Annotated in this window: 16 protein-coding genes; 13 read left to right on the top strand and 3 right to left on the bottom strand. The window is 60.6% G+C overall.

Features of this window, described 5'->3' with window-relative positions:
* From ggt to ACF0H7_RS10020, 3 genes are all read left to right on the top strand, one after another.
* Entirely contained in the window at positions 1–1,611 is a 1,611-nt protein-coding gene (gene ggt, locus ACF0H7_RS10010; protein WP_397452600.1) for a gamma-glutamyltransferase, read from the top strand.
* A gap of 413 nt (positions 1,612–2,024) precedes the next feature.
* Entirely contained in the window at positions 2,025–2,684 is a 660-nt protein-coding gene (locus ACF0H7_RS10015) for a hypothetical protein (protein WP_397452601.1), read from the top strand.
* Positions 2,681–3,262, top strand: a complete 582-nt coding sequence (locus ACF0H7_RS10020) for a hypothetical protein (RefSeq protein ID WP_397452602.1) — start codon at positions 2,681–2,683, stop codon at positions 3,260–3,262. Before ACF0H7_RS10015 ends, ACF0H7_RS10020 begins: the two co-directional genes overlap by 4 nt.
* Before the next feature lie 161 nt (positions 3,263–3,423).
* Here the strand turns inward: ACF0H7_RS10020 and ACF0H7_RS10025 are convergent, their stop codons facing one another.
* Entirely contained in the window at positions 3,424–4,296 is an 873-nt protein-coding gene (locus tag ACF0H7_RS10025) for a LysR substrate-binding domain-containing protein (protein WP_397452603.1), read from the bottom strand.
* Between the two features lie 252 nt (positions 4,297–4,548).
* Between ACF0H7_RS10025 and ACF0H7_RS10030 the strand changes: the two genes are divergently transcribed.
* The 10 genes from ACF0H7_RS10030 (at position 4,549) to metC (ending at position 15,340) form a co-directional block, all read left to right on the top strand.
* Positions 4,549–5,391 carry a transporter substrate-binding domain-containing protein gene (locus tag ACF0H7_RS10030; RefSeq protein ID WP_397452604.1) on the top strand — a complete coding sequence of 281 codons (843 nt, stop codon included), beginning with the start codon at positions 4,549–4,551 and terminating at the stop codon, positions 5,389–5,391.
* Positions 5,392–5,449: 58 nt separating this feature from the next.
* On the top strand, positions 5,450–6,289 hold the full coding sequence (locus ACF0H7_RS10035) for a transporter substrate-binding domain-containing protein (protein WP_397452605.1): 840 nt from the start codon (positions 5,450–5,452) through the stop codon (positions 6,287–6,289).
* Entirely contained in the window at positions 6,286–7,725 is a 1,440-nt protein-coding gene (locus tag ACF0H7_RS10040) for an FAD-binding oxidoreductase (RefSeq protein ID WP_397452606.1), read from the top strand. Before ACF0H7_RS10035 ends, ACF0H7_RS10040 begins: the two co-directional genes overlap by 4 nt.
* Complete coding sequence (locus ACF0H7_RS10045) at positions 7,722–8,939, top strand: aminotransferase class I/II-fold pyridoxal phosphate-dependent enzyme (RefSeq protein ID WP_397452607.1); 1,218 nt, start codon at positions 7,722–7,724, stop codon at positions 8,937–8,939. The genes ACF0H7_RS10040 and ACF0H7_RS10045 overlap by 4 nt, the downstream gene beginning before the upstream one ends.
* Positions 8,936–9,670 carry an amino acid ABC transporter permease gene (locus ACF0H7_RS10050; RefSeq protein WP_397452608.1) on the top strand — a complete coding sequence of 245 codons (735 nt, stop codon included), beginning with the start codon at positions 8,936–8,938 and terminating at the stop codon, positions 9,668–9,670. The genes ACF0H7_RS10045 and ACF0H7_RS10050 overlap by 4 nt, the downstream gene beginning before the upstream one ends.
* Positions 9,660–10,355 (top strand): amino acid ABC transporter permease, encoded by a 696-nt coding sequence (locus ACF0H7_RS10055; RefSeq protein ID WP_397452609.1) that lies wholly within the window; start codon positions 9,660–9,662, stop codon positions 10,353–10,355. The genes ACF0H7_RS10050 and ACF0H7_RS10055 overlap by 11 nt, the downstream gene beginning before the upstream one ends.
* On the top strand, positions 10,342–11,169 hold the full coding sequence (locus ACF0H7_RS10060) for an amino acid ABC transporter ATP-binding protein (RefSeq protein WP_397452610.1): 828 nt from the start codon (positions 10,342–10,344) through the stop codon (positions 11,167–11,169). The genes ACF0H7_RS10055 and ACF0H7_RS10060 overlap by 14 nt, the downstream gene beginning before the upstream one ends.
* A 13-nt stretch (positions 11,170–11,182) precedes the next feature.
* Positions 11,183–11,779 (top strand): cysteine dioxygenase, encoded by a 597-nt coding sequence (locus ACF0H7_RS10065; protein ID WP_397452611.1) that lies wholly within the window; start codon positions 11,183–11,185, stop codon positions 11,777–11,779.
* Positions 11,776–12,432 carry a glutathione S-transferase family protein gene (locus tag ACF0H7_RS10070; protein ID WP_397452612.1) on the top strand — a complete coding sequence of 219 codons (657 nt, stop codon included), beginning with the start codon at positions 11,776–11,778 and terminating at the stop codon, positions 12,430–12,432. The genes ACF0H7_RS10065 and ACF0H7_RS10070 overlap by 4 nt, the downstream gene beginning before the upstream one ends.
* 145 nt (positions 12,433–12,577) lie before the next feature.
* On the top strand, positions 12,578–15,340 hold the full coding sequence (gene metC / locus ACF0H7_RS10075) for a cystathionine beta-lyase (RefSeq protein WP_397452613.1): 2,763 nt from the start codon (positions 12,578–12,580) through the stop codon (positions 15,338–15,340).
* 234 nt (positions 15,341–15,574) lie between these two features.
* On the opposite strand, the gene ACF0H7_RS10080 is transcribed toward metC, so the two are convergent.
* On the bottom strand, positions 15,575–16,777 hold the full coding sequence (locus ACF0H7_RS10080; RefSeq protein WP_397452614.1) for an MFS transporter: 1,203 nt from the start codon (positions 16,775–16,777) through the stop codon (positions 15,575–15,577).
* 145 nt (positions 16,778–16,922) lie between these two features.
* Positions 16,923–17,531 (bottom strand): LysE family translocator, encoded by a 609-nt coding sequence (locus ACF0H7_RS10085; RefSeq protein WP_397452615.1) that lies wholly within the window; start codon positions 17,529–17,531, stop codon positions 16,923–16,925.
* Positions 17,532–17,533: the final 2 nt, after the last annotated feature.

Raw genomic sequence — 17,533 nt, forward strand, 5'->3', positions numbered from 1 at the left:
ATGTTGAAATTTTCTGCCCACGAATACCCTTATTCATCACAACGTCAAAGCGTGTTTGCCCGTCGCGGCATGGTCGCTGCCTCGCAACCGCTGGCCGCACAGGCCGGCATGGAAATGCTGCAAAAAGGCGGCAATGCGATTGATGCGGCCATTGCGACAGCCGCCGCGTTGACCGTGGTCGAGCCCACTGGTTGCGGGATTGGCGGCGACGCGTTTGCGCTGGTCTGGGTCAAAGGACAAATACACGGACTCGATGCCAGCGGTCACGCGCCGAAGGCGTTAAGCATCGAGGCGGTGAAGGCGGCGGGTCATCAGCAGATGCCGCTGTACGGCTGGACCCCGGTCACCGTGCCGGGCATTCCGTCGGCCTGGGCCGAGTTGTCGCGGCGTTTTGGCCGACTGCCGTTTGCCGACCTGCTGCAACCGGCGATCAGTCTGGCGCGGGATGGCTTCCCGGTTTCTCCCGTGGTTGCCCTGCAATGGCAGGCTACGCTGGAGGAACTCAGCCCACATCGCGATGCGGTGCTCGATGCCTGGTTCGAGACCTTCTTGATTGATGGCCGGGCTCCCAAGGCTGGCGAGTTGTTCCGCAATCCGGCACAGGCTCGGACCCTGGCCGAACTGGCCGAAACCGGGTGCGAGAGTTTCTATCGCGGCGCGCTGGCCGAGCTTCTGGCCGCGCATTCACAGGCCACCGGCGGCTACTTGAGCGCCAGTGACTTGCGGGATTATCGCCCGCAGTGGGTCGATCCGATCAGCATCAATTACCGAGGCTACGACGTCTGGGAAATCCCGCCGAGCGGGCAGGGGCTGGTGGCGCTGATGACGCTGAAGATCCTCGAAGGCTTCGATTTCGACCATCGCGACAGTCTGCAGACCTGGCATCGGCAACTGGAAGCCATGAAACTGGCCTACAGCGATGGCCGGCATTACATCACCGACCCTGAACACATGCGGGTTGCGGTTAATGATTTGCTCAGCGCCGAGTACGCCAGCCGCCGTCGTGCCGAAATCGGTGAGCAGGCCTTGCCGCCAAAGCCTGGCGATCCGCATGCCAGCGGTACGGTGTACCTGGCCACCGCCGATGCTGAAGGCAACATGGTGTCGTTCATCCAGAGTAACTACCACGGTTTCGGCTCCGGCGTGGTGCTGCCCGACAGTGGCATCGGCCTGCAAAACCGTGGGCAGGAGTTCAGCCTCGACCCCGCCGATGCCAACAGCCTGGCGCCGGGCAAAAAGACGTTCCACACCATCATCCCCGGCTTCCTCAGCAAGGACGGCGAGCCCGTGGGTCCGTTCGGGGTCATGGGCGGCTACATGCAGCCTCAGGGGCATGTGCAGATGGTGATGAACCTGATCGACTTCGGCCTCAATCCCCAGGCTGCCCTCGATGCGCCGCGCTGGCAGTGGCTGGGCGGGATGAAAGTCGGGATCGAGCAGGGCGCTTCGCGGGATCTGGCGGCGGCGCTGGCACGGCGCGGGCATCAGGTAGAAGTGGCCTGCGACCTGACGGTGTATGGGCGAGGGCAGATCATCGTGCGTGATCCGCAGAGCGGGGTTTTATGTGGCGGGACCGAGCCGAGGGCGGATTCGACGATAGCGGCCTGGTAGCGGCGCAGTGGATTTGTGGCGGGTGCAAATCCGTGATTGCCCGTGATCCTGTAGGAGCTGCCGAAGGCTGCGATCGATTGCGCAGCCGTCGTGTTCTTGAAATTGCCGAAGGTCCTTCGGACCTTATCGCAGCCTGCGGCAGTTCCTAAAGGGAATTTGTGGTGTGACCTGGATGTTGCTCCAGCCACAGAACTACTGTGTAGGTGTGCTGAGCTACAAAAAATAGTGGCTCTATGCCTTCTTTTTGTAACATTTAGATATACAATGGTTACGCTATTTTATCGGCGCCATTTTTCAGGCGGCGGCGTAACCCGCAATACAGTGCATACACGGACGTTGGCAAACTTCTTCATCCTTGTTCGTCTGTTTGACACCGAGTCGCCGCGCGCCTGGCATTAGACAGGAACACTGCAGTGAATCGGATTTTTCTACCCCTCGCCCTGACAATGAGCCTGTCGTTGACCGGCTGTATCTCCTTCACCCCGACAGGCCCTATTGGCGAACCGCAAGTTAAAGCCGCGACGAGCATCGAACACGCTGCACAAATCGCTGAAGTGTCGATTTCCGATCCTGGCGTGAACGCGGAAAAGCGCCTGACCGCCAGCCGTCAACTGACTGACCAGATCACCCATTACGTCGAGAAAAGCGACTATTTCAACAAGGTCGTGGTGTTCCCGGTTAAAGCCGGCGATGACGACATGGTGCTCAAGTTCGACCTGACTTCGCTCAAGGGCAAGCGCTCGACTCACCCCGGCTACATCCCCGGCGCGATTCTGACGCTGACCATCTGGATCTGGGTCAACGGCCCGGTCGACGTCGATACCTTCGACATCGCCGGCACCCTGACCATCGAAGATCGCCACGGCAAGCAATTGGCCAAGACTAGCGAGAAGATCGATATCTCCCAAAACGTCGGCATATATGACCGCGATTACTGGGCGCCGCGCCTGGGTGCGAACTACCTGAACCAATTGGTTGCTCAGTTGCTGGCGTCGGCGACCAGGCAACTGCCGCCATCGGCCGTTCAAGCTTCGGTTGCCGCACCTGCACTGCAACAGGCGGCTGCACAATGAGCCGTTTTTTCGTTGCATTGTTGATGTTGGTCAGTGCCTCGTTGACCGGGTGTGTATCTTACTCCGCGCACAATCTGGCTCCGGTTCAGACCTGGCCTCCGCAAGCCGCCGCTGCTGAGCACAAGCCAACTGCTTACCTGCGTTTTACCGCAGAGCATGAGTTCAATGGCACGCCTATGGCGGGTGGGGTCAATGTTCCTGCCTGGGAGAAGCTGGTGCTGGATTCGTACAAAGAATCCAATCGCCTGAGCAGTGTGACCAGTCAGCAGGTTGATTCTGATGTCTACGTCTATGCCAGCCTGAAGAACAGCGAGCGTGGAAATCGCGCCGCCGCGTTTATCAGCGGCTTCACGTTTCTCGTTATTCCTGTGACATTCAGCAATGACCTGACGCTGGAGACGGTGTACAAAAATCGCGACGGTAAAGTACTGGGCACCGTGAGCAAGAGCGAAACCATCACCACCTGGATGCAATTGCTGTTGATTGTGACGTTACCGTTCAATGAATCGTTGGATGCCACGATCAAGCACCTGAGCCAGAGTTCGCTGGAAGAGGCGATCAAGCAGAAGTTGATCTGACCCATTGCAGGCAACACGCATGACCCCTGTAGGAGCTGCCGAAGGTTTGGGCCGCACTCGGACGATCAATCGCCATCGCGAAGGTCGTTCCGACCTTATCGCAGCCTTCGGCAGCTCCTACAGAGTTGGGATCAACCACAGATTTTTATCCAGCCACACGTCTAAAATCCACCGCGCAGGCCCTGACTGCTGCGCACTAAATCGTACGCCTTGCGCGCCAGCGGGTTGACCGTGTTCGGGCGAATCCACAGGTAATAGGTCACGTCCGGCATGCGCGGCAGTCCGTCGTTTTCGCCAAGCACGCGCATGTCCGGCCCGAGCATTTCCATGCTGCGCGCCGTCACCCCCAACCCCGCACGCGTGGCCGCCTTGATCCCGATCAGGTTCGACGCCAGGTACGCCTGTCGCCACGGAATCTGTGCCTGCTCCAACGCCTCTAGCGCATAACGCCGATAGATACTTGGCTCATCCACCAGAATCAGCGGCAGCGGTTCGCCGGGCACGTGGATATATTGCGCCGAACAAATCCACCACACCGGCGAGGTGCGCAGGGCGAAGCCTTCGAGGGACGGGTCTTCGCGGGTAGAAATCACCATGTCGATCTTGCCGCGATGCAGGTCTTCCATCAAAAACGGGCTGCGGCCAACGTCGATTTCCAGGCGCAAGCGCGGCGCCGAGCGGGCGATGTGGCTGAGAATCGGCGGCAGGATGGTGTCGGCGATGTCATGCGGCGAGCCTATGCGCAGTATGCCGCTGAGGCTGCTTTCACGCAGGGAGCTCAAGGCCTCATCATTGAGCGCGAGCATTTGTCGTGCGTGCCGCAGTAACTGCAAACCCGGCTCGGTCAGCAGCTTCTGCCGGCCTTGTTTGCGAAACAGCGGCACGCCCACTTGCTGTTCCAGGCGCTGCATATGCTGCGTCACTGACGACTGAGTACGCGCCAGGTGCACGCCGGCTCCGGCAAAACTGTGGTGATCGACCACGGCGATAAAGGTTCGCAGCAGTTCAAGATCCAGGGTGGAAAGGTCGGACATGGGCGCTCGATCGGGCAATATTCATATCAATGGGCAGTGCTAATACATTACGTATTTTTATGTATAGGGGAAGTTGTTTTTTGAAGGTGTCGCTGGAGACCAATAAAATAAGGCTTATAGCCTTTTGTAAAACCACCAGCATCCAGAAAGTTATAACAATATGAGATATTTGAATTTCCGTTAGGCACCGTCCATCCCTAGCATGCCCCTCTATCAGGTCGGGACACGCCGATCATTGCCAAGGGGAAGTTCATGTCGTTTCAGCACCTGCGCGTTAGTCGATGGTTACCCGTGATGCTGGGTGCCGTGGTTTCCCTCGCCGGGATGGGTGTGGCACAGGCCGACGCGACGTTGGACAAAATCCAGCAGCGCCACCGCCTGGTGGTCGGCGTGGTGCTGTCCGGTGGACCTTTCGGCTCCATCGATCCCACCACTCAAGCGCCGAAGGGGCTGAATGTCGACCTGGCCAATGACCTGGCCAAACAGCTGTCGGTGGAGGTTGAGCTGGTGTCAGTCCTGCCGGCCAACCGCGTGCAGTTCCTGCAACAGGGCAAGGTCGATGTGCTGATCGCCAACATGGAATGGACGACCGAACGCGACCAGATTCTGGGGCATGTACCGACGCCGTTCTATCGCGTCGGCGGCACCGCGGCAGTGTTGAAAGACAGCAAAATCACCCGCTGGGAAGACCTCAAGGGCCAGGCAGTCTGCACCTCGCAAGGCAGTAGCTACGTGAAACCGCTGACCGAACTGGGCGTCGAGATCAAGGCCTTCAAAAGTTCCTCCGAATCGCTGCTGGCCCTGCGCGGTAATAACTGCGTTGCCGCCGTGCACGACGCGACGCTGATCAACCCGCTGTTGGCCGACACCGCCGAATGGCAGAACTACCGCGCCTTGCTGCCGGAACTCAATCCAGCACCGTCGGTGATCTGGACCCGACGCGGCGAGACCGACACCCAGGCGCGCCTCGACCCCATCGTCAAAGGCTGGCACCGCAGCGGCTGGTTGATCGAAGCCGAGCAGCGCAACCACATCACCCCGGCCTCGCCCGCGTTGGTGGAAATGCAGAAGCAATTCCAGAGCGCCGGCGCCTGATCGTCCCACCTTTCCCGCAATCCGGCGCCTCGGGCGTCGGTGTACAAGGCAGTCGCGTATGAAGACGTTTTTTTCCGGCAGTACCCTGGCTGCGCTGCTGTTGACCCTGTGTGCCGGACTGGCCCAGGCCGATGCCACGCTGAACAAGATTCAACAGCGGCACAAGATCAGCATTGGGGTGATCCTCAGTGGTCCGCCGTTCGGCACCATCGACCCCAAGACCGGCGACCCACTGGGCTACAACGTCGAGTTGGCCAAGGGCATCGCGCAACGCCTCGGCGTCGACCTGGAAACCGTCTCGGTGCTGGCGCCCAACCGCGTGCAATTTCTGCAACAGGGCAAGGTCGACATCTTGATCGCCAACATGCAGTTCACCGAAGAGCGCAGTCAGATCCTCGATTACGTGCCGACGCCTTACGAGGAAGTCGGCGGCGCGGCGTTGATTCGCAAGGGCGCGGGAATCACTCGTTGGGAAGACCTGCGTGGCAAACCGGTGTGCGTGTCCCAGGGCAGCAACTTCATCAAGCCGCTGCAGGAAACCTACGGCGCGGAAATCAAGGCCTTCAAAAGCCAGTCGGAGTCCCTGCTGTCATTGCGCGGCAACGGTTGCGTAGCAGCAGTTCACGTCAGCCCGACCATGCACACGCTGTTGAGTGACGCCGAGTGGGCCGACTACGAGATCCCGCTGGCCGACGACCTGATCCCTTCGTCATCGGTGATCTGGGTGCGCAAGGGCGAACACGACGTGCAAGCGAAACTGGACGCGATCATTCGTGACTGGCACCGCAGTGGCTGGCTGATCGAACTCGGCGAACGTACCGGCATGCCACCGACCCAGGCGTTGCACCAGTTGCATGACAAGTTCCGCGACGCCGCGCCTTTGGAGGCGAAGCAATGAGCAGTGATCTGTTCAATACATTGCAGCAGTTACTCGGCGCCCGGCATGTGCAGACCTCTGAAGAAGCGTCGGCTTTTTTGACCGACAAACAGGGCCGTTACGTCGGCGCGGTGATCGCGGCAGTACACCCGGCCAACACCGAAGAAGTCGCCGCCGTGGTCCGCGCCTGCGCGCATTTCAACGCGCCGATCGTGGTCCAGGGTGGCAACACCGGATTGATGGGCGCCGCGACCCCGGACGCCAGCGGCACGGCGGTGTTGTTGCTGCTGGATCGCTTGAACCGGGTGCGTGAAGTCGATACCGACAACGATACCCTGACCGTCGAAGCCGGCTGCATCCTGCAAAACGTCCAGGACGTGGCGCGTGACGCCGGGCGTCTGTTTCCCCTGAGTCTGGGCGCCGAGGGCAGTTGCACCCTTGGCGGCAACCTCGGCACCAACGCTGGCGGCACCGCCGTGTTGCGCTACGGCAATACCCGTGAGCTGACCTTGGGGCTGGAAGTGGTCACCGCTCAAGGCGAAATCTGGAACGGCCTGCGCGGCTTGCGCAAGGACAACACCGGCTACGACTTGCGCGACCTATTCATCGGCAGCGAAGGCACGCTGGGCATCATCACTGCCGCGACCTTGAAGCTGTTCCCGCTGCCCAAAGCCCAATGCACGGCGTTGCTGGCCTTTGATTCGCTGGCGCAAGCGGTGAAATTTCTATCACACGCCCGCGCTGGATTTGGCGCAAACCTGACCGCGTTTGAATTGCTCACTGCCGACTGTCTGAGCCTGCTGCGTGAGCAGTTTCCCGACGGTCCGCAGCCGTTCTCCGCTGCATCCCAGCCTTGGTTCGCGCTGCTCGAACTGTCCGATAACCACAGTGATACACATGCGCGTCAGGCGTTCGAAGAGGTGCTGGGTGAAGCCTTCGACAGTGAGTTGGTGGCAGATGCGCTGATCGCCGAAAGCCTGGCGCAAAGCGAAGCCCTGTGGCTGTTGCGTGAGCACATGAGCGAGGCGCAGAAGCGCGCGGGTCGTAACATGAAGCACGATATCTCGGTGCCGATTTCGCGGGTGGTGGAATTTGTCGAACACACCGATGCGTTATTGCAGGCGCATTTTCCCGGGGTGCGGCACTTCACCTTCGGCCATCTGGGCGACGGCAACCTGCATTACAACGTGGCCCATCCGCTAGGCTCGACGGTTGACGCGCACATGGCCCACTACGAAGCGTTGAGTCTGCTGGTACACGACAGCGCCCATGCCCATGGCGGCTCGATCAGCGCCGAGCACGGCATCGGTCAGCGCAAACTGGAGATGCTGCCGCGCTACAAAAGCCCGGTGGAACTGGCGCTGATGCAGTGCATCAAGCAGGCCCTCGACCCTCGCAACCTGCTCAATCCGGGCAAAGTGCTGCACGCTGATCATTCAACAGGAACCGCGCCATGAGCTTTCGTCTGTCCCGGCGCGTACAGCGCGTTTCGCTGTCGGCCAATGCCGCCGCCAAGTCCCAGGCCATGGCCTTGCGCGAAACCGGTCGCGACATACTCGACCTGACCACCGGCGAGCCGGATTTCGACACCCCGGAGCACATCAAACAAGCCGCTTACGCGGCGATTGCTGCCGGGGCAACCAAATACACGCCGACGCCGGGTGTGCGCGCCTTGCGTGAAGCGGTGCAACGCAAACTCAAGCGCGAGAACCGTCTGGACTATGCGCTGCCGTCCATCGTGATCGCCAACGGTGCCAAGCAAATCATCTTCAACGCCTTCGCCGCGACCCTGGACGACGGCGATGAAGTGCTGGTGCCGGTGCCGTATTGGCCTTCGTTCCCGGACAGCGTGCGCTTCAACGGCGGCGAGCCGGTGTTGATCGAATGTGGTCTGGAACAAGGCTGCAAACTGACCCCGGCACAACTGGAAGCGCACATCGGTCCGCGCACCCGCTGGCTGATCCTCAACGGTCCCGGCAACCCCAGTGGCGCGGTGTACAGCGAAGCCGAGCTGGCGGCGCTGGCCGAGGTCTTGCGCCGTCACCCACAGGTATTGGTGTTGCTGGATGAGCTGTACGAACACATTCGTTTCGATGACCGTCATGCCCTGAGTTTGCTCAATGTCGCGCCGGATTTGCAGGCGCGTTGCCTGTTGGTCGGCGGGGTGTCCAAGACCTACGCCATGACCGGCTGGCGCATTGGCTTTGGTGCCGGTCCGGAGGTGCTGACCACGGCGATGACGGTGGTGCAGTCGCAATCAACCTCCGGTGCTTCTTCGGTGGGGCAGGCGGCTGCCCTGGCCGCGTTCGAAGGTGGACTGGGATTCTTGCCGGAGCAGGTCGCGGCGTATCACGAGCGCCGCGATCTGTTGGTCAGTGCCTTGAGCGCGGTGGACGGGCTTGAGGTGCTGCAACCCGAAGGTGGGTTTTTCGTTTTCGTGCGTTGCGCCGGTTTGCTGGGTCGCTATCGCGAAGATGGTCAACGCTTGAACAGCGACGCCGACGTGGTCGCGTATTTGCTGGAGGAGGGCGTGGCCGGGGTGGCGGGCAGTGCGTATGGGTTGTCTCCATGGTTTCGCCTGTCGATTGCCACCGCGACCATCAGTGTTCGCGAAGCCGGGCGGCGAATCGCCGACGCTTGCGCACGGTTGCGGGTCGAGGTCGAGCAATGACCCACTGGTTGACCCTGTTCGTGCACTGGAGCGCCGGCTTCGGTTTGAACTACGGCTTTTTGCTTGACGCCTATCAGCGTGGTTCGTTGGTGGATGGCGCGCTGACCAGCATTCTCCTGTGCCTGTGCACCATCGTCGGCAGCTTGCTGGCCGGGGTGACGCTGGCGGCGATGCTGACTTCGGGCAATCCGTGGCTGGCCAAACCGGCGCGGGTTTTTATCGAAGTCACGCGTAACACCCCGACCCTGGTCCAGTTGTACTGCGCGTTCCTGGTGCTGAACATGCTGTTGACTCAGGCGGTGGGCGCGGCCAATCCGCTGACGCCGTTTGCCTGGGTGGTGATCGTGATTTCGCTGCACAAGGGCGCGTTCCACGCCGAAGCGCTGCGTGCCGGAATCGAAGCGGTGCCAGCGGTAACACTCGAAGCAGCGGCCTCGCTGGCGTTCAGCAGCCGTCAACTGTTGTGGAACGTGCAACTGCCGCTGGCCCTGCGCTTTGCCTTGCCGTCGTTGATCAACAACCTGATCGACCTGGTGAAAATGACCGCCGTGGCGTCGGCGATTGCGGTGGGGGATATCACCTACGCGGCGATCATGATCTGGACCCAGGGCGATAACGTGTTGGAGCTGATGATATTGATTCTGCTGTTTTTCGGCCTGTTGAGCTTTGTCGTCAACGTCGCAGGGCGCTGGCTGGAAGCGCGTTTGAGGATGCCTGGTTATGGCTATTGAAGCCTCCGGTTCGGTATTTTCCGCGCTCGTCGAATGGTCGCCGGCGCTGGCCGTGGGCCTGGGGCAAAACATTCTGATCAGCCTGTTGGCGGTGCTCATCGGTTCGCTGCTGGGCTTGCTGGTGGGTGCATTGGGGCTGTCGCGGTTCAGGCTGATGCGCTTGCCGGCGAGGCTATGGGTGCAGCTGTTTCGCAATGCGCCGTGGCTGGTGTTGATCTACTTCGTCACCTACGTGTTCCCGTTCGAGGTTCATGTGGGCGGGATGTATTTGCCGTTTCCTGATTGGCTGAAAGTCACCATCGGCCTGGCACTGCCGGCCAGCGCCAACGTCGCGGAGATCTTTCGCGGGGCGATTGCCTCGATCCCGGCCACCCAGTGGGAAGCCGCGCGTTCGTTGGCGTTCAGCCGCAGGCAGATGTTCGGCTCGATCATTTTGCCGCAGTGCTTCAAGCGCATGCTGCCGCCATGGATGAACCTCTACGCGGTGATCACCATGGGCACCGCGCTGGCCTCGCTGGTGGGCGTGCATGACCTGATCGACACCGCGCAGATCGCCAGCAATACCGTGAATCGCACCGGTTTTACCGTGCTGATCTACTTCAGTGTGCTGGCGCTATTCTTCGCCTATTGCTACCCGATTTCCCGACTGACCCAACGCCTGGAGCGACGTTATGCCTTCTATTGAATCGCCTCTGGTCAGCCTGCGGGACCTGCATCTGTCGTTCGCCAGCAATCAGGTGCTCAAGGGCATTGATCTGGATGTGCAGCGCGGGCAGGCGGTGTCGATCATCGGGCCGTCAGGTTCCGGTAAGTCGACCATCCTGCGCTGCATCACCGGGCTGTTGCAGCCGCAGCGCGGGACGATTCGGGTCGGCAGCACCGAGGTTCATCGCCTCACCCGCGAGGCCGAACGCATTGAGTTGCGTAAGCGGGTGGGGTTCGTCTTTCAGCAGTACAACCTGTTCCCGCACCTGTCAGTGCTGGAAAACCTGGTGATTGCGCCGCGCAAGGTGTTGGGTCGCGAGCGCGTCGAGGCCGAAAAACAAGCCCGTGCCTTGCTCGCCAAAGTGCGCATGGAGCACAAGGCCGATGCTTATCCGGGTCAACTGTCGGGTGGTCAGCAACAGCGGGTGGCGATTGCCCGCGCCTTGGCCATGCGCCCGGAATTGATCCTGTTCGACGAAGTGACCTCGGCCCTAGACCCAGAGACCGTCGGTGAAGTGCTGACCGTGATTCGCGAACTGACCGAAGAGGGCATGACCTGTGTGTTGGTCACCCATGAGATGCGCTTCGCCGAAGAGATCAGTGACGTCGTGTACTTCACCGAGAACGGCCTGATCGTCGAGCACGGCAGCGCCGAACAGATTTTCCAGCGCCCGAACAGCGAGCGCACCCAAGCGTTTCTGCGCCATGCACTGGGGGACTCGGGGCGCCGTGTCACGGCCCCTGGCGACCCGTATTTGCTTAGCAATATCAGCCGTTACAGCCTGTCTATCTAAGAGGAGCAATCCCATGAGTACCGCTACCCGCGCCGACGTGATCGAGGACTTCCTCAAACAGATTCGAGTCATCCACCAACGCGGCGTTGACCGTGCAGCGCTGGAGGAAATCGTCAGCCTGCTGGAAGGCCTGACCGCGCGCCGTGACCTGTTCAACTTCAGCGAATTTCCAGCGCCGGTGCCGGGTGAGGGCGACACGGCTTTTCGCTACCGCCTGAACGACGATGGCGAGACCCCGACGCTGTACATGAACTCGCTGCTGCCGGGCAAAAGCACCTTGCCGCATAACCACGAAACCTGGGCGGTGATCGTTGCGGTACAAGGCCAGGAGATCAATTACGTGTGGGCCCGCACCGACGACGGCAGCGACCCGGCGTTCGCCAAACTAGAGTTGGAAAAAGAGGTGGTGGTGCAGCCAGGTACTTCGATCAGCTTCCTCGGCGAAGACCTGCACGGGATTCGTGTCGAAGGCGAAACACCGACCCTGCATTTTCACCTGTATGGCCGCCCATTGGAGTCGCTCAACGGCCGTTACGGCGTCAATGAACAGGGCAAGGTGCTGAACTACAACGCCTCACAGATGGTGCCTTCGATTCGGGCTTACTCATGATCGATCTGTATTACTGGCCGACCGGCAATGGCCTGAAAGTCGGCATCCTCCTGGAAGAGCTGGAGCAGGATTATCGCCTGCTGCCGGTCAACATTCGTCAGGGCGAACAGAAGACTGAAGCCTTCCGGCGTCTCAGTGCCAATGGGCGGATTCCGGCGATTGTCGATCATGGTTCGGCGTTGTCTGACACGCCGCTGAGCCTGTTCGAATCAGGCGCTATCCTGACCTATCTGGCCGACAAGGCCGGGCGCTTCCTGCCGCCGGCCTCGACGGTCGAGCGCCAGCGGGTGCAGGAGTGGCTGTTCTGGCAGGTCGGGCATGTGACGCCGTACCTGAGCCAGTTGCAGGTGTTCAAGGAAAAGGCTCCGGAACCGATTCCATTTGCCCTTGACCTGCTGCACGGCGAAGCGACGCGCTTGTATGGCGTGCTCGAGCGGCGCTTGAGTGAAGTGGCGTTTGTGGCCGGGGAATATTCGATTGCCGACATGGCGATCTTTCCGTGGATACAGCCGTTGCGACAGGGCCAGGATTTGGCGCAGTACCCGCACATCGCCGCCTGGCGCGAACGAATCAAAGCGCGCCCTGCGGTGCAGCGGGCTTATGCGAAGGGCAGGGAAGTGGCGGCTAACGAACGCTCTCTGTCCCTGCAATAAAACCTGTGGGAGCTGCCACAGGCTGCGATCGATTTGGGCCGCACTCGGACGCAGCAGTCGCTGATGTGAAGGCCTTTCGGCCTTATCACAGCCTGCGGCAGCTCCTACAGTGAAGGCGTTTTCAACCTATACAAACGGAATCCCCATGAGCCAAATCGTCACCCCAAGGCAACTGCAGCAATGGCTATTCGACGGGCAGGAAATTGCCCTGTTCGATGTGCGTGAGCACGGCCAATACGGCGAAGCGCACCTGTTCCATGGGGTGAACCTGCCCTATAGCCGGTTGGAACTGGAAATCCCTCGCCTGGCACCGAACCCCGCTGTGCGTCTGGTGATCTATGACCAGAACGGCGGCGACCTTGCGGACCGTGCCGCCCGCCGTTTGCAGGGGTTGGGCTATGGCGCCGTGCATGTGCTTGAAGGCGGCGCCGACGGTTGGCAGTCCGCCGGGCTGCAACTGTTCGCCGGCGTGCACGTCCCGTCGAAAGCCTTTGGCGAATTGGTCGAAGAGGCCAGCGCCACCCCACACATCAGCGCACAGGAACTGGCCGACTGGCAGGCCCGCGGCGAACCATTGGTGCTGCTCGACGGCCGGCCGTTCGACGAATACCGCAAGATGACCATTCCCGGCTCCATCTGCTGCCCGAACGGTGAGCTGGGGTATCGCCTCGGCGAGCTGGTAACGGACGAACACACGCCCATCGTCGTCAACTGCGCCGGGCGCACGCGCAGCATTATCGGTGCGCAAACCCTGATCAACCTCGGGGTGAAAAACCCGGTCTACGCGTTGGAAAACGGCACTCAGGGCTGGTTCCTGGCTGACTTGCCACTCGAACACGGCAGCACTCGGCGTTATCCGGACGCAGTGGACGCCGCGACGCTCCCCGAACAGCGTCTGGCCGCCACACAGTTGGCCGAGCGCTCCGGGGTGGAAAGCGTGTCAGCGGCGCAGGTCGAGGCCTGGTCGCAGGACGCGCAGCGCAGCCTGTTTCTGTGCGATGTCCGCACCGCCGAGGAGTTCGCCGTGGGCAGTCTGGCGGGTGCACAACACACGCCGGGCGGGCAGTTGATCCAGTCCACCGACCTGTACGTCGGCGTGCGTCAGGCGCGGCTGGTGTTGATCGACGCGGATGGCATTCGCGCGCCGATCGTCGCCAGTTGGCTGAAGCAACTGGGGCATGAGGCTTATGTGCTGACGGACGGTGTTCACAGCGGTCTGACCTTGCCACCGCCTGTTTCTGTCGAGCGTCCGTCATTGGCCCGTATCGATGCGCCGGCCCTGGCCGATGCCTTGAAAGACGACACCGTGGCGTTGATCGATCTGCGTCCGAGCATGGTCTGTCGCAAGGCACATATTGAAGGTTCGCGCTGGTCGATTCGCCCATTGTTGGCTCAGGCACTGGCCAACGAAACCCGGCCGGTAGTGCTGCTGGTCGATGACCTTGGCGTGGCACAACTGGCGGCTTCGGAGTTGCACGAGGCTCAGCGTGATCAACTACGGGTGCTGGAGGGCGGGATTCAGGCCTGGCAACACGCGGGTCTGCCACTGCTCGAAGCGCCAGCCAATCCGCCGAACGAACAGTGCATCGATTTCCTGTTCTTCACCCACGACCGCCATTTGGGCAACAAGGATGCAGCGCGTCAGTACCTGGCCTGGGAAATCGGTTTGCTCGGGCAAATGACCGAAAGCGAAATCAACAGCCTCAAACCGCTGCCGGGCAAGCAGGTACAGCGTGCAGCAGAAAATGCCCAGGTGCGGACCCGTCTGGTGCACGCCGCACGTCCGGCGAAAGGCAACGGTGGGCACAGCGTCAACGTGCCGGTCACGCGGTTGAGCACCGTGCTATTCGACAATCTGCAGCAAATGCGCGACACCCGCGCTCGCCGTGATCACGAACAGATATTGAGTTACGGAGCGCGGGGTAATCCGACCGCGTTTGCCCTGGAAAATCTGGTCACCGAACTGGAAGGCGGTCATCGCACACGGTTGTTTCCTACCGGTATGGCCGCTGTAGCGCAAGCCTTTCTGGCTTACTTGCGACCCGGCGACCATGTACTGATTGCGGATGCGGTGTACTGGCCGGTGCGACGTCTGGTGGAGGATTTTCTTCTGCCGTTCGGGATCCAGGTGAGCTTTTTTGCCGGTGACGGTTCGGACCTTGAAGCGCAACTGCAAGCCAACACGCGCATGGTCTATTGCGAAGTGCCGGGCTCGCATCTGTATGAACTGAGCGACCTGCCGGCCATTGTCGCGCTGTGCAAACCACGCGGGATTCTGGTGGCGGCGGACAACACCTATGGCTCGGGTTACCTGTATCGACCGCTGGCGTTGGGCGCGGACATCTCGATCATGGCCCTGACCAAATACCTTTGTGGCCACAGCGATGTGGTGATGGGCAGCGTGTGCACCAACGAAGCGGCGTGGCCGGCGTTGTCGCGGATGAGTGACAGCTTCGGCAACACCGTCAGCCCGGACGATGCGTATCTGGTGCTGCGGGGGGCGCGCACCCTGGCGGCGCGGCTGGATGTGCACGAGCGTCAGGCGCTGCAGGTCGCGCATTGGTTGCAGACGCATCCGCAGGTGAAACGAGTATTCCATCCGGCGTTGCCGGAGCATCCGGGGCATGCGCTGTGGAAACGTGATTTCAGTGGAAGTAACGGGTTGCTGTCGTTCGAATTTGCGCAGGCTGATGCGGGTCAGGTCGAGCGTTTTATAGGCGCGCTGGAGTTGTTTGGGCTGGGTGTGTCGTGGGGCGGTTTTGAAAGCCTGGTGACGGTGGCGGATGTTCGTCTGCATCAAAGCATGGGCGAGATCAGCAACCCGGTATTGCGACTGCACATTGGGCTGGAAGATGTCGGGGCGTTGATCGAGGATTTGCGGCGGGGTTTTTTGGTGAGTCAGGTGTGACTGTTGGCTAAAGATTTTGCTGTCGCAGAATTCTTTGTAGCCAACGTGTTGGCGAGCCGCTTGATGCGGTCCTTCAGGCATTAACGGATCCTCTGTAGGAGCTGCCGAAGGCTGCGATTGACATTCAATCGCGGCGACCGGTGCCTCCGAATGCGGCCCAGATCGATCGCAGCCTTCGGCAGCTCCTACAGGATTTGGGCAACGCCCAATTTCACCAATCCTCATACCCACTCATCAAGCCACTCCGGAAACCACCCGCCGCTCACCCGCCTGATGAATCAAAAACGCAATCAGCGCAACCAACGGAAACGCACTACCCGCCATCACAATCCACGACCAGCCACCGTGGTCGAACAGTACGCTGGCAATCGCTGAACCCACTGCGCCACCGATGAAAATACTGGTGGTATACAACGCATTCAAACGGCCACGGCTGTTCGCATCCAGCGCATAAACAGCGCGCTGGCCCAGCACCATGTTCATCTGTACACAGAAATCCAGCACGACACCGGTAACCGCCAGGCCGATCACGCTGTAGGCCGGGTGAATCAGCGCGGGCAGAAAACTCAACGCCGCGAAAACCAACGCCAGCAGACTGGCCACCCGCGTGTGCCCGGCGTCTGCCAAGCGACCGCTGATAGGCGCGGCAATCGCGCCGATGGCACCGACCAACGCGAAAAGCGCAATCTGCGTCTGCGACAGGCCATGGTTACGCGCCAGCTCCAGCGGCACGGCAGTCCAGAACAGGCTGAACGTGGCAAACATCAAACCTTGATAAAACGCTCGCTGACGCAGCACCGAATGCCTGCGCAACAGCGTCCACAGCGAACCGATCAGTTGCCCGTAAGACGCGCTGTGGCTGGGTTGGCGTTTCGGCACCATGGTCGCCAGTACCACGCTGATCACAATCATCAGCGCTGCGGCCGTATCAAACACCACACGCCAGCCGAAGTGGTCGGCGATCACGCTGGACAGCGGTCGCGCCAGTAAAATACCCAACAGTAAACCACTCATGATCCCGCCGACCACCCGTCCACGGGATTCTTCCGGCGCCAAATGTGCCGCCAGCGGAATCAGGATTTGCACGGAGACCGAGCTGAAGCCGATCAACAGGGAGGCCACCAAAAACACGCTGGGCTGCTGACTGAACGCAGCGCCCAGCAAGCTGAGGATCGCCACCAGCGAGGTGATGATCATCAGCTTGCGGTTCTCCAGCAGGTCACCCAACGGCACCAGGAAGAACAAACCCAGCGCGTAACCAATCTGGGTCAGCGACACGATGACACTGGCCATGGTGCTGGTCAGGCCAATATCAGGCGCGATCAGGCCAATGATGGGCTGTGCGTAATAAATATTGCCGACGATGGCACCACAACAAAATGCGAACAGCAGCACCATGCCACGAGTCATCGTAGGGGTGTGGGTCGAAGTACTCATCAATATTCCCGGTCAGACGCTGCGGTCAGCGGCTGTGCGAACAGCCGACTGACCTTGGATAGCGTGAAGGCTAATGCGTCGAAGGGGAATAAAGAAGGGACGTCAGAGTGATAGGTAATATTCCTCAAAACAATAGCGCAGCTGTCTAGCTCGCCTGCAACAGCGGATAAACGTGCTCATGCAGAATCGAGCCGGCGCTGTAGATCAACATCACTCCCATCAAAAAATTGAAGCCGCGTTGCCAGAGCGGATTGCTGACCAGTCGCGCGAAGTGATGGCCCAGCCACGTGTAAAACGCCGGTGAACCCACGCAGAGCAGGGCGATGATCAACGACACCGACAGAATGCCGCTGCCGCTGATGTGGTTGGCCGGGTAGTACAGCGTCACCAGCGGCAGCGTCGCCAGCCAGGCTTTCGGGTTGACGATATGCAGGATGAAACCGTTATTGAACGACAGCGGTTTGCCTGCAGGCTGCTCTGCACGGAGTTCGGGTCGGGAGCGAATGATCTTCTGCGCCAGATAGAGAATATAGGCGCTGCCAATCACGCTGATGTACGGCAACAACTGCTCGCCAATCAAGCGTTGGCCGCTATAGCCAAACAACAACAGCAACACCAGCATGGCCGCGCCGACGCCAAAAAAGAAGCCAAAAGGCGCGCGGGTGTCTGCATCCAGCCCGGCATTAAACGCCAACAGCGTGACCGGGCCGGGGGTATACATGATACCGACGGCATACAGGAACAGTTCGAGCATGG

The sequence above is a fragment of the Pseudomonas sp. NA-150 genome, assembly GCF_044336365.1.
Lineage (GTDB): Bacteria > Pseudomonadota > Gammaproteobacteria > Pseudomonadales > Pseudomonadaceae > Aquipseudomonas.

Coding starts and splice junctions, on each gene's coding strand:
- ggt (WP_397452600.1), top strand. CDS start 1: ATGTTGAAATTTTCTGCCCACGAATACCCTTATTCATCACAACGTCAA.
- ACF0H7_RS10020 (WP_397452602.1), top strand. CDS start 2,681: ATGAGCCGTTTTTTCGTTGCATTGTTGATGTTGGTCAGTGCCTCGTTG.
- ACF0H7_RS10025 (WP_397452603.1), bottom strand. CDS start 4,296: ATGTCCGACCTTTCCACCCTGGATCTTGAACTGCTGCGAACCTTTATC.
- ACF0H7_RS10030 (WP_397452604.1), top strand. CDS start 4,549: ATGTCGTTTCAGCACCTGCGCGTTAGTCGATGGTTACCCGTGATGCTG.
- ACF0H7_RS10035 (WP_397452605.1), top strand. CDS start 5,450: ATGAAGACGTTTTTTTCCGGCAGTACCCTGGCTGCGCTGCTGTTGACC.
- ACF0H7_RS10040 (WP_397452606.1), top strand. CDS start 6,286: ATGAGCAGTGATCTGTTCAATACATTGCAGCAGTTACTCGGCGCCCGG.
- ACF0H7_RS10045 (WP_397452607.1), top strand. CDS start 7,722: ATGAGCTTTCGTCTGTCCCGGCGCGTACAGCGCGTTTCGCTGTCGGCC.
- ACF0H7_RS10050 (WP_397452608.1), top strand. CDS start 8,936: ATGACCCACTGGTTGACCCTGTTCGTGCACTGGAGCGCCGGCTTCGGT.
- ACF0H7_RS10055 (WP_397452609.1), top strand. CDS start 9,660: ATGGCTATTGAAGCCTCCGGTTCGGTATTTTCCGCGCTCGTCGAATGG.
- ACF0H7_RS10060 (WP_397452610.1), top strand. CDS start 10,342: ATGCCTTCTATTGAATCGCCTCTGGTCAGCCTGCGGGACCTGCATCTG.
- ACF0H7_RS10065 (WP_397452611.1), top strand. CDS start 11,183: ATGAGTACCGCTACCCGCGCCGACGTGATCGAGGACTTCCTCAAACAG.
- ACF0H7_RS10070 (WP_397452612.1), top strand. CDS start 11,776: ATGATCGATCTGTATTACTGGCCGACCGGCAATGGCCTGAAAGTCGGC.
- metC (WP_397452613.1), top strand. CDS start 12,578: ATGAGCCAAATCGTCACCCCAAGGCAACTGCAGCAATGGCTATTCGAC.
- ACF0H7_RS10080 (WP_397452614.1), bottom strand. CDS start 16,777: ATGAGTACTTCGACCCACACCCCTACGATGACTCGTGGCATGGTGCTG.
- ACF0H7_RS10085 (WP_397452615.1), bottom strand. CDS start 17,531: ATGCTCGAACTGTTCCTGTATGCCGTCGGTATCATGTATACCCCCGGC.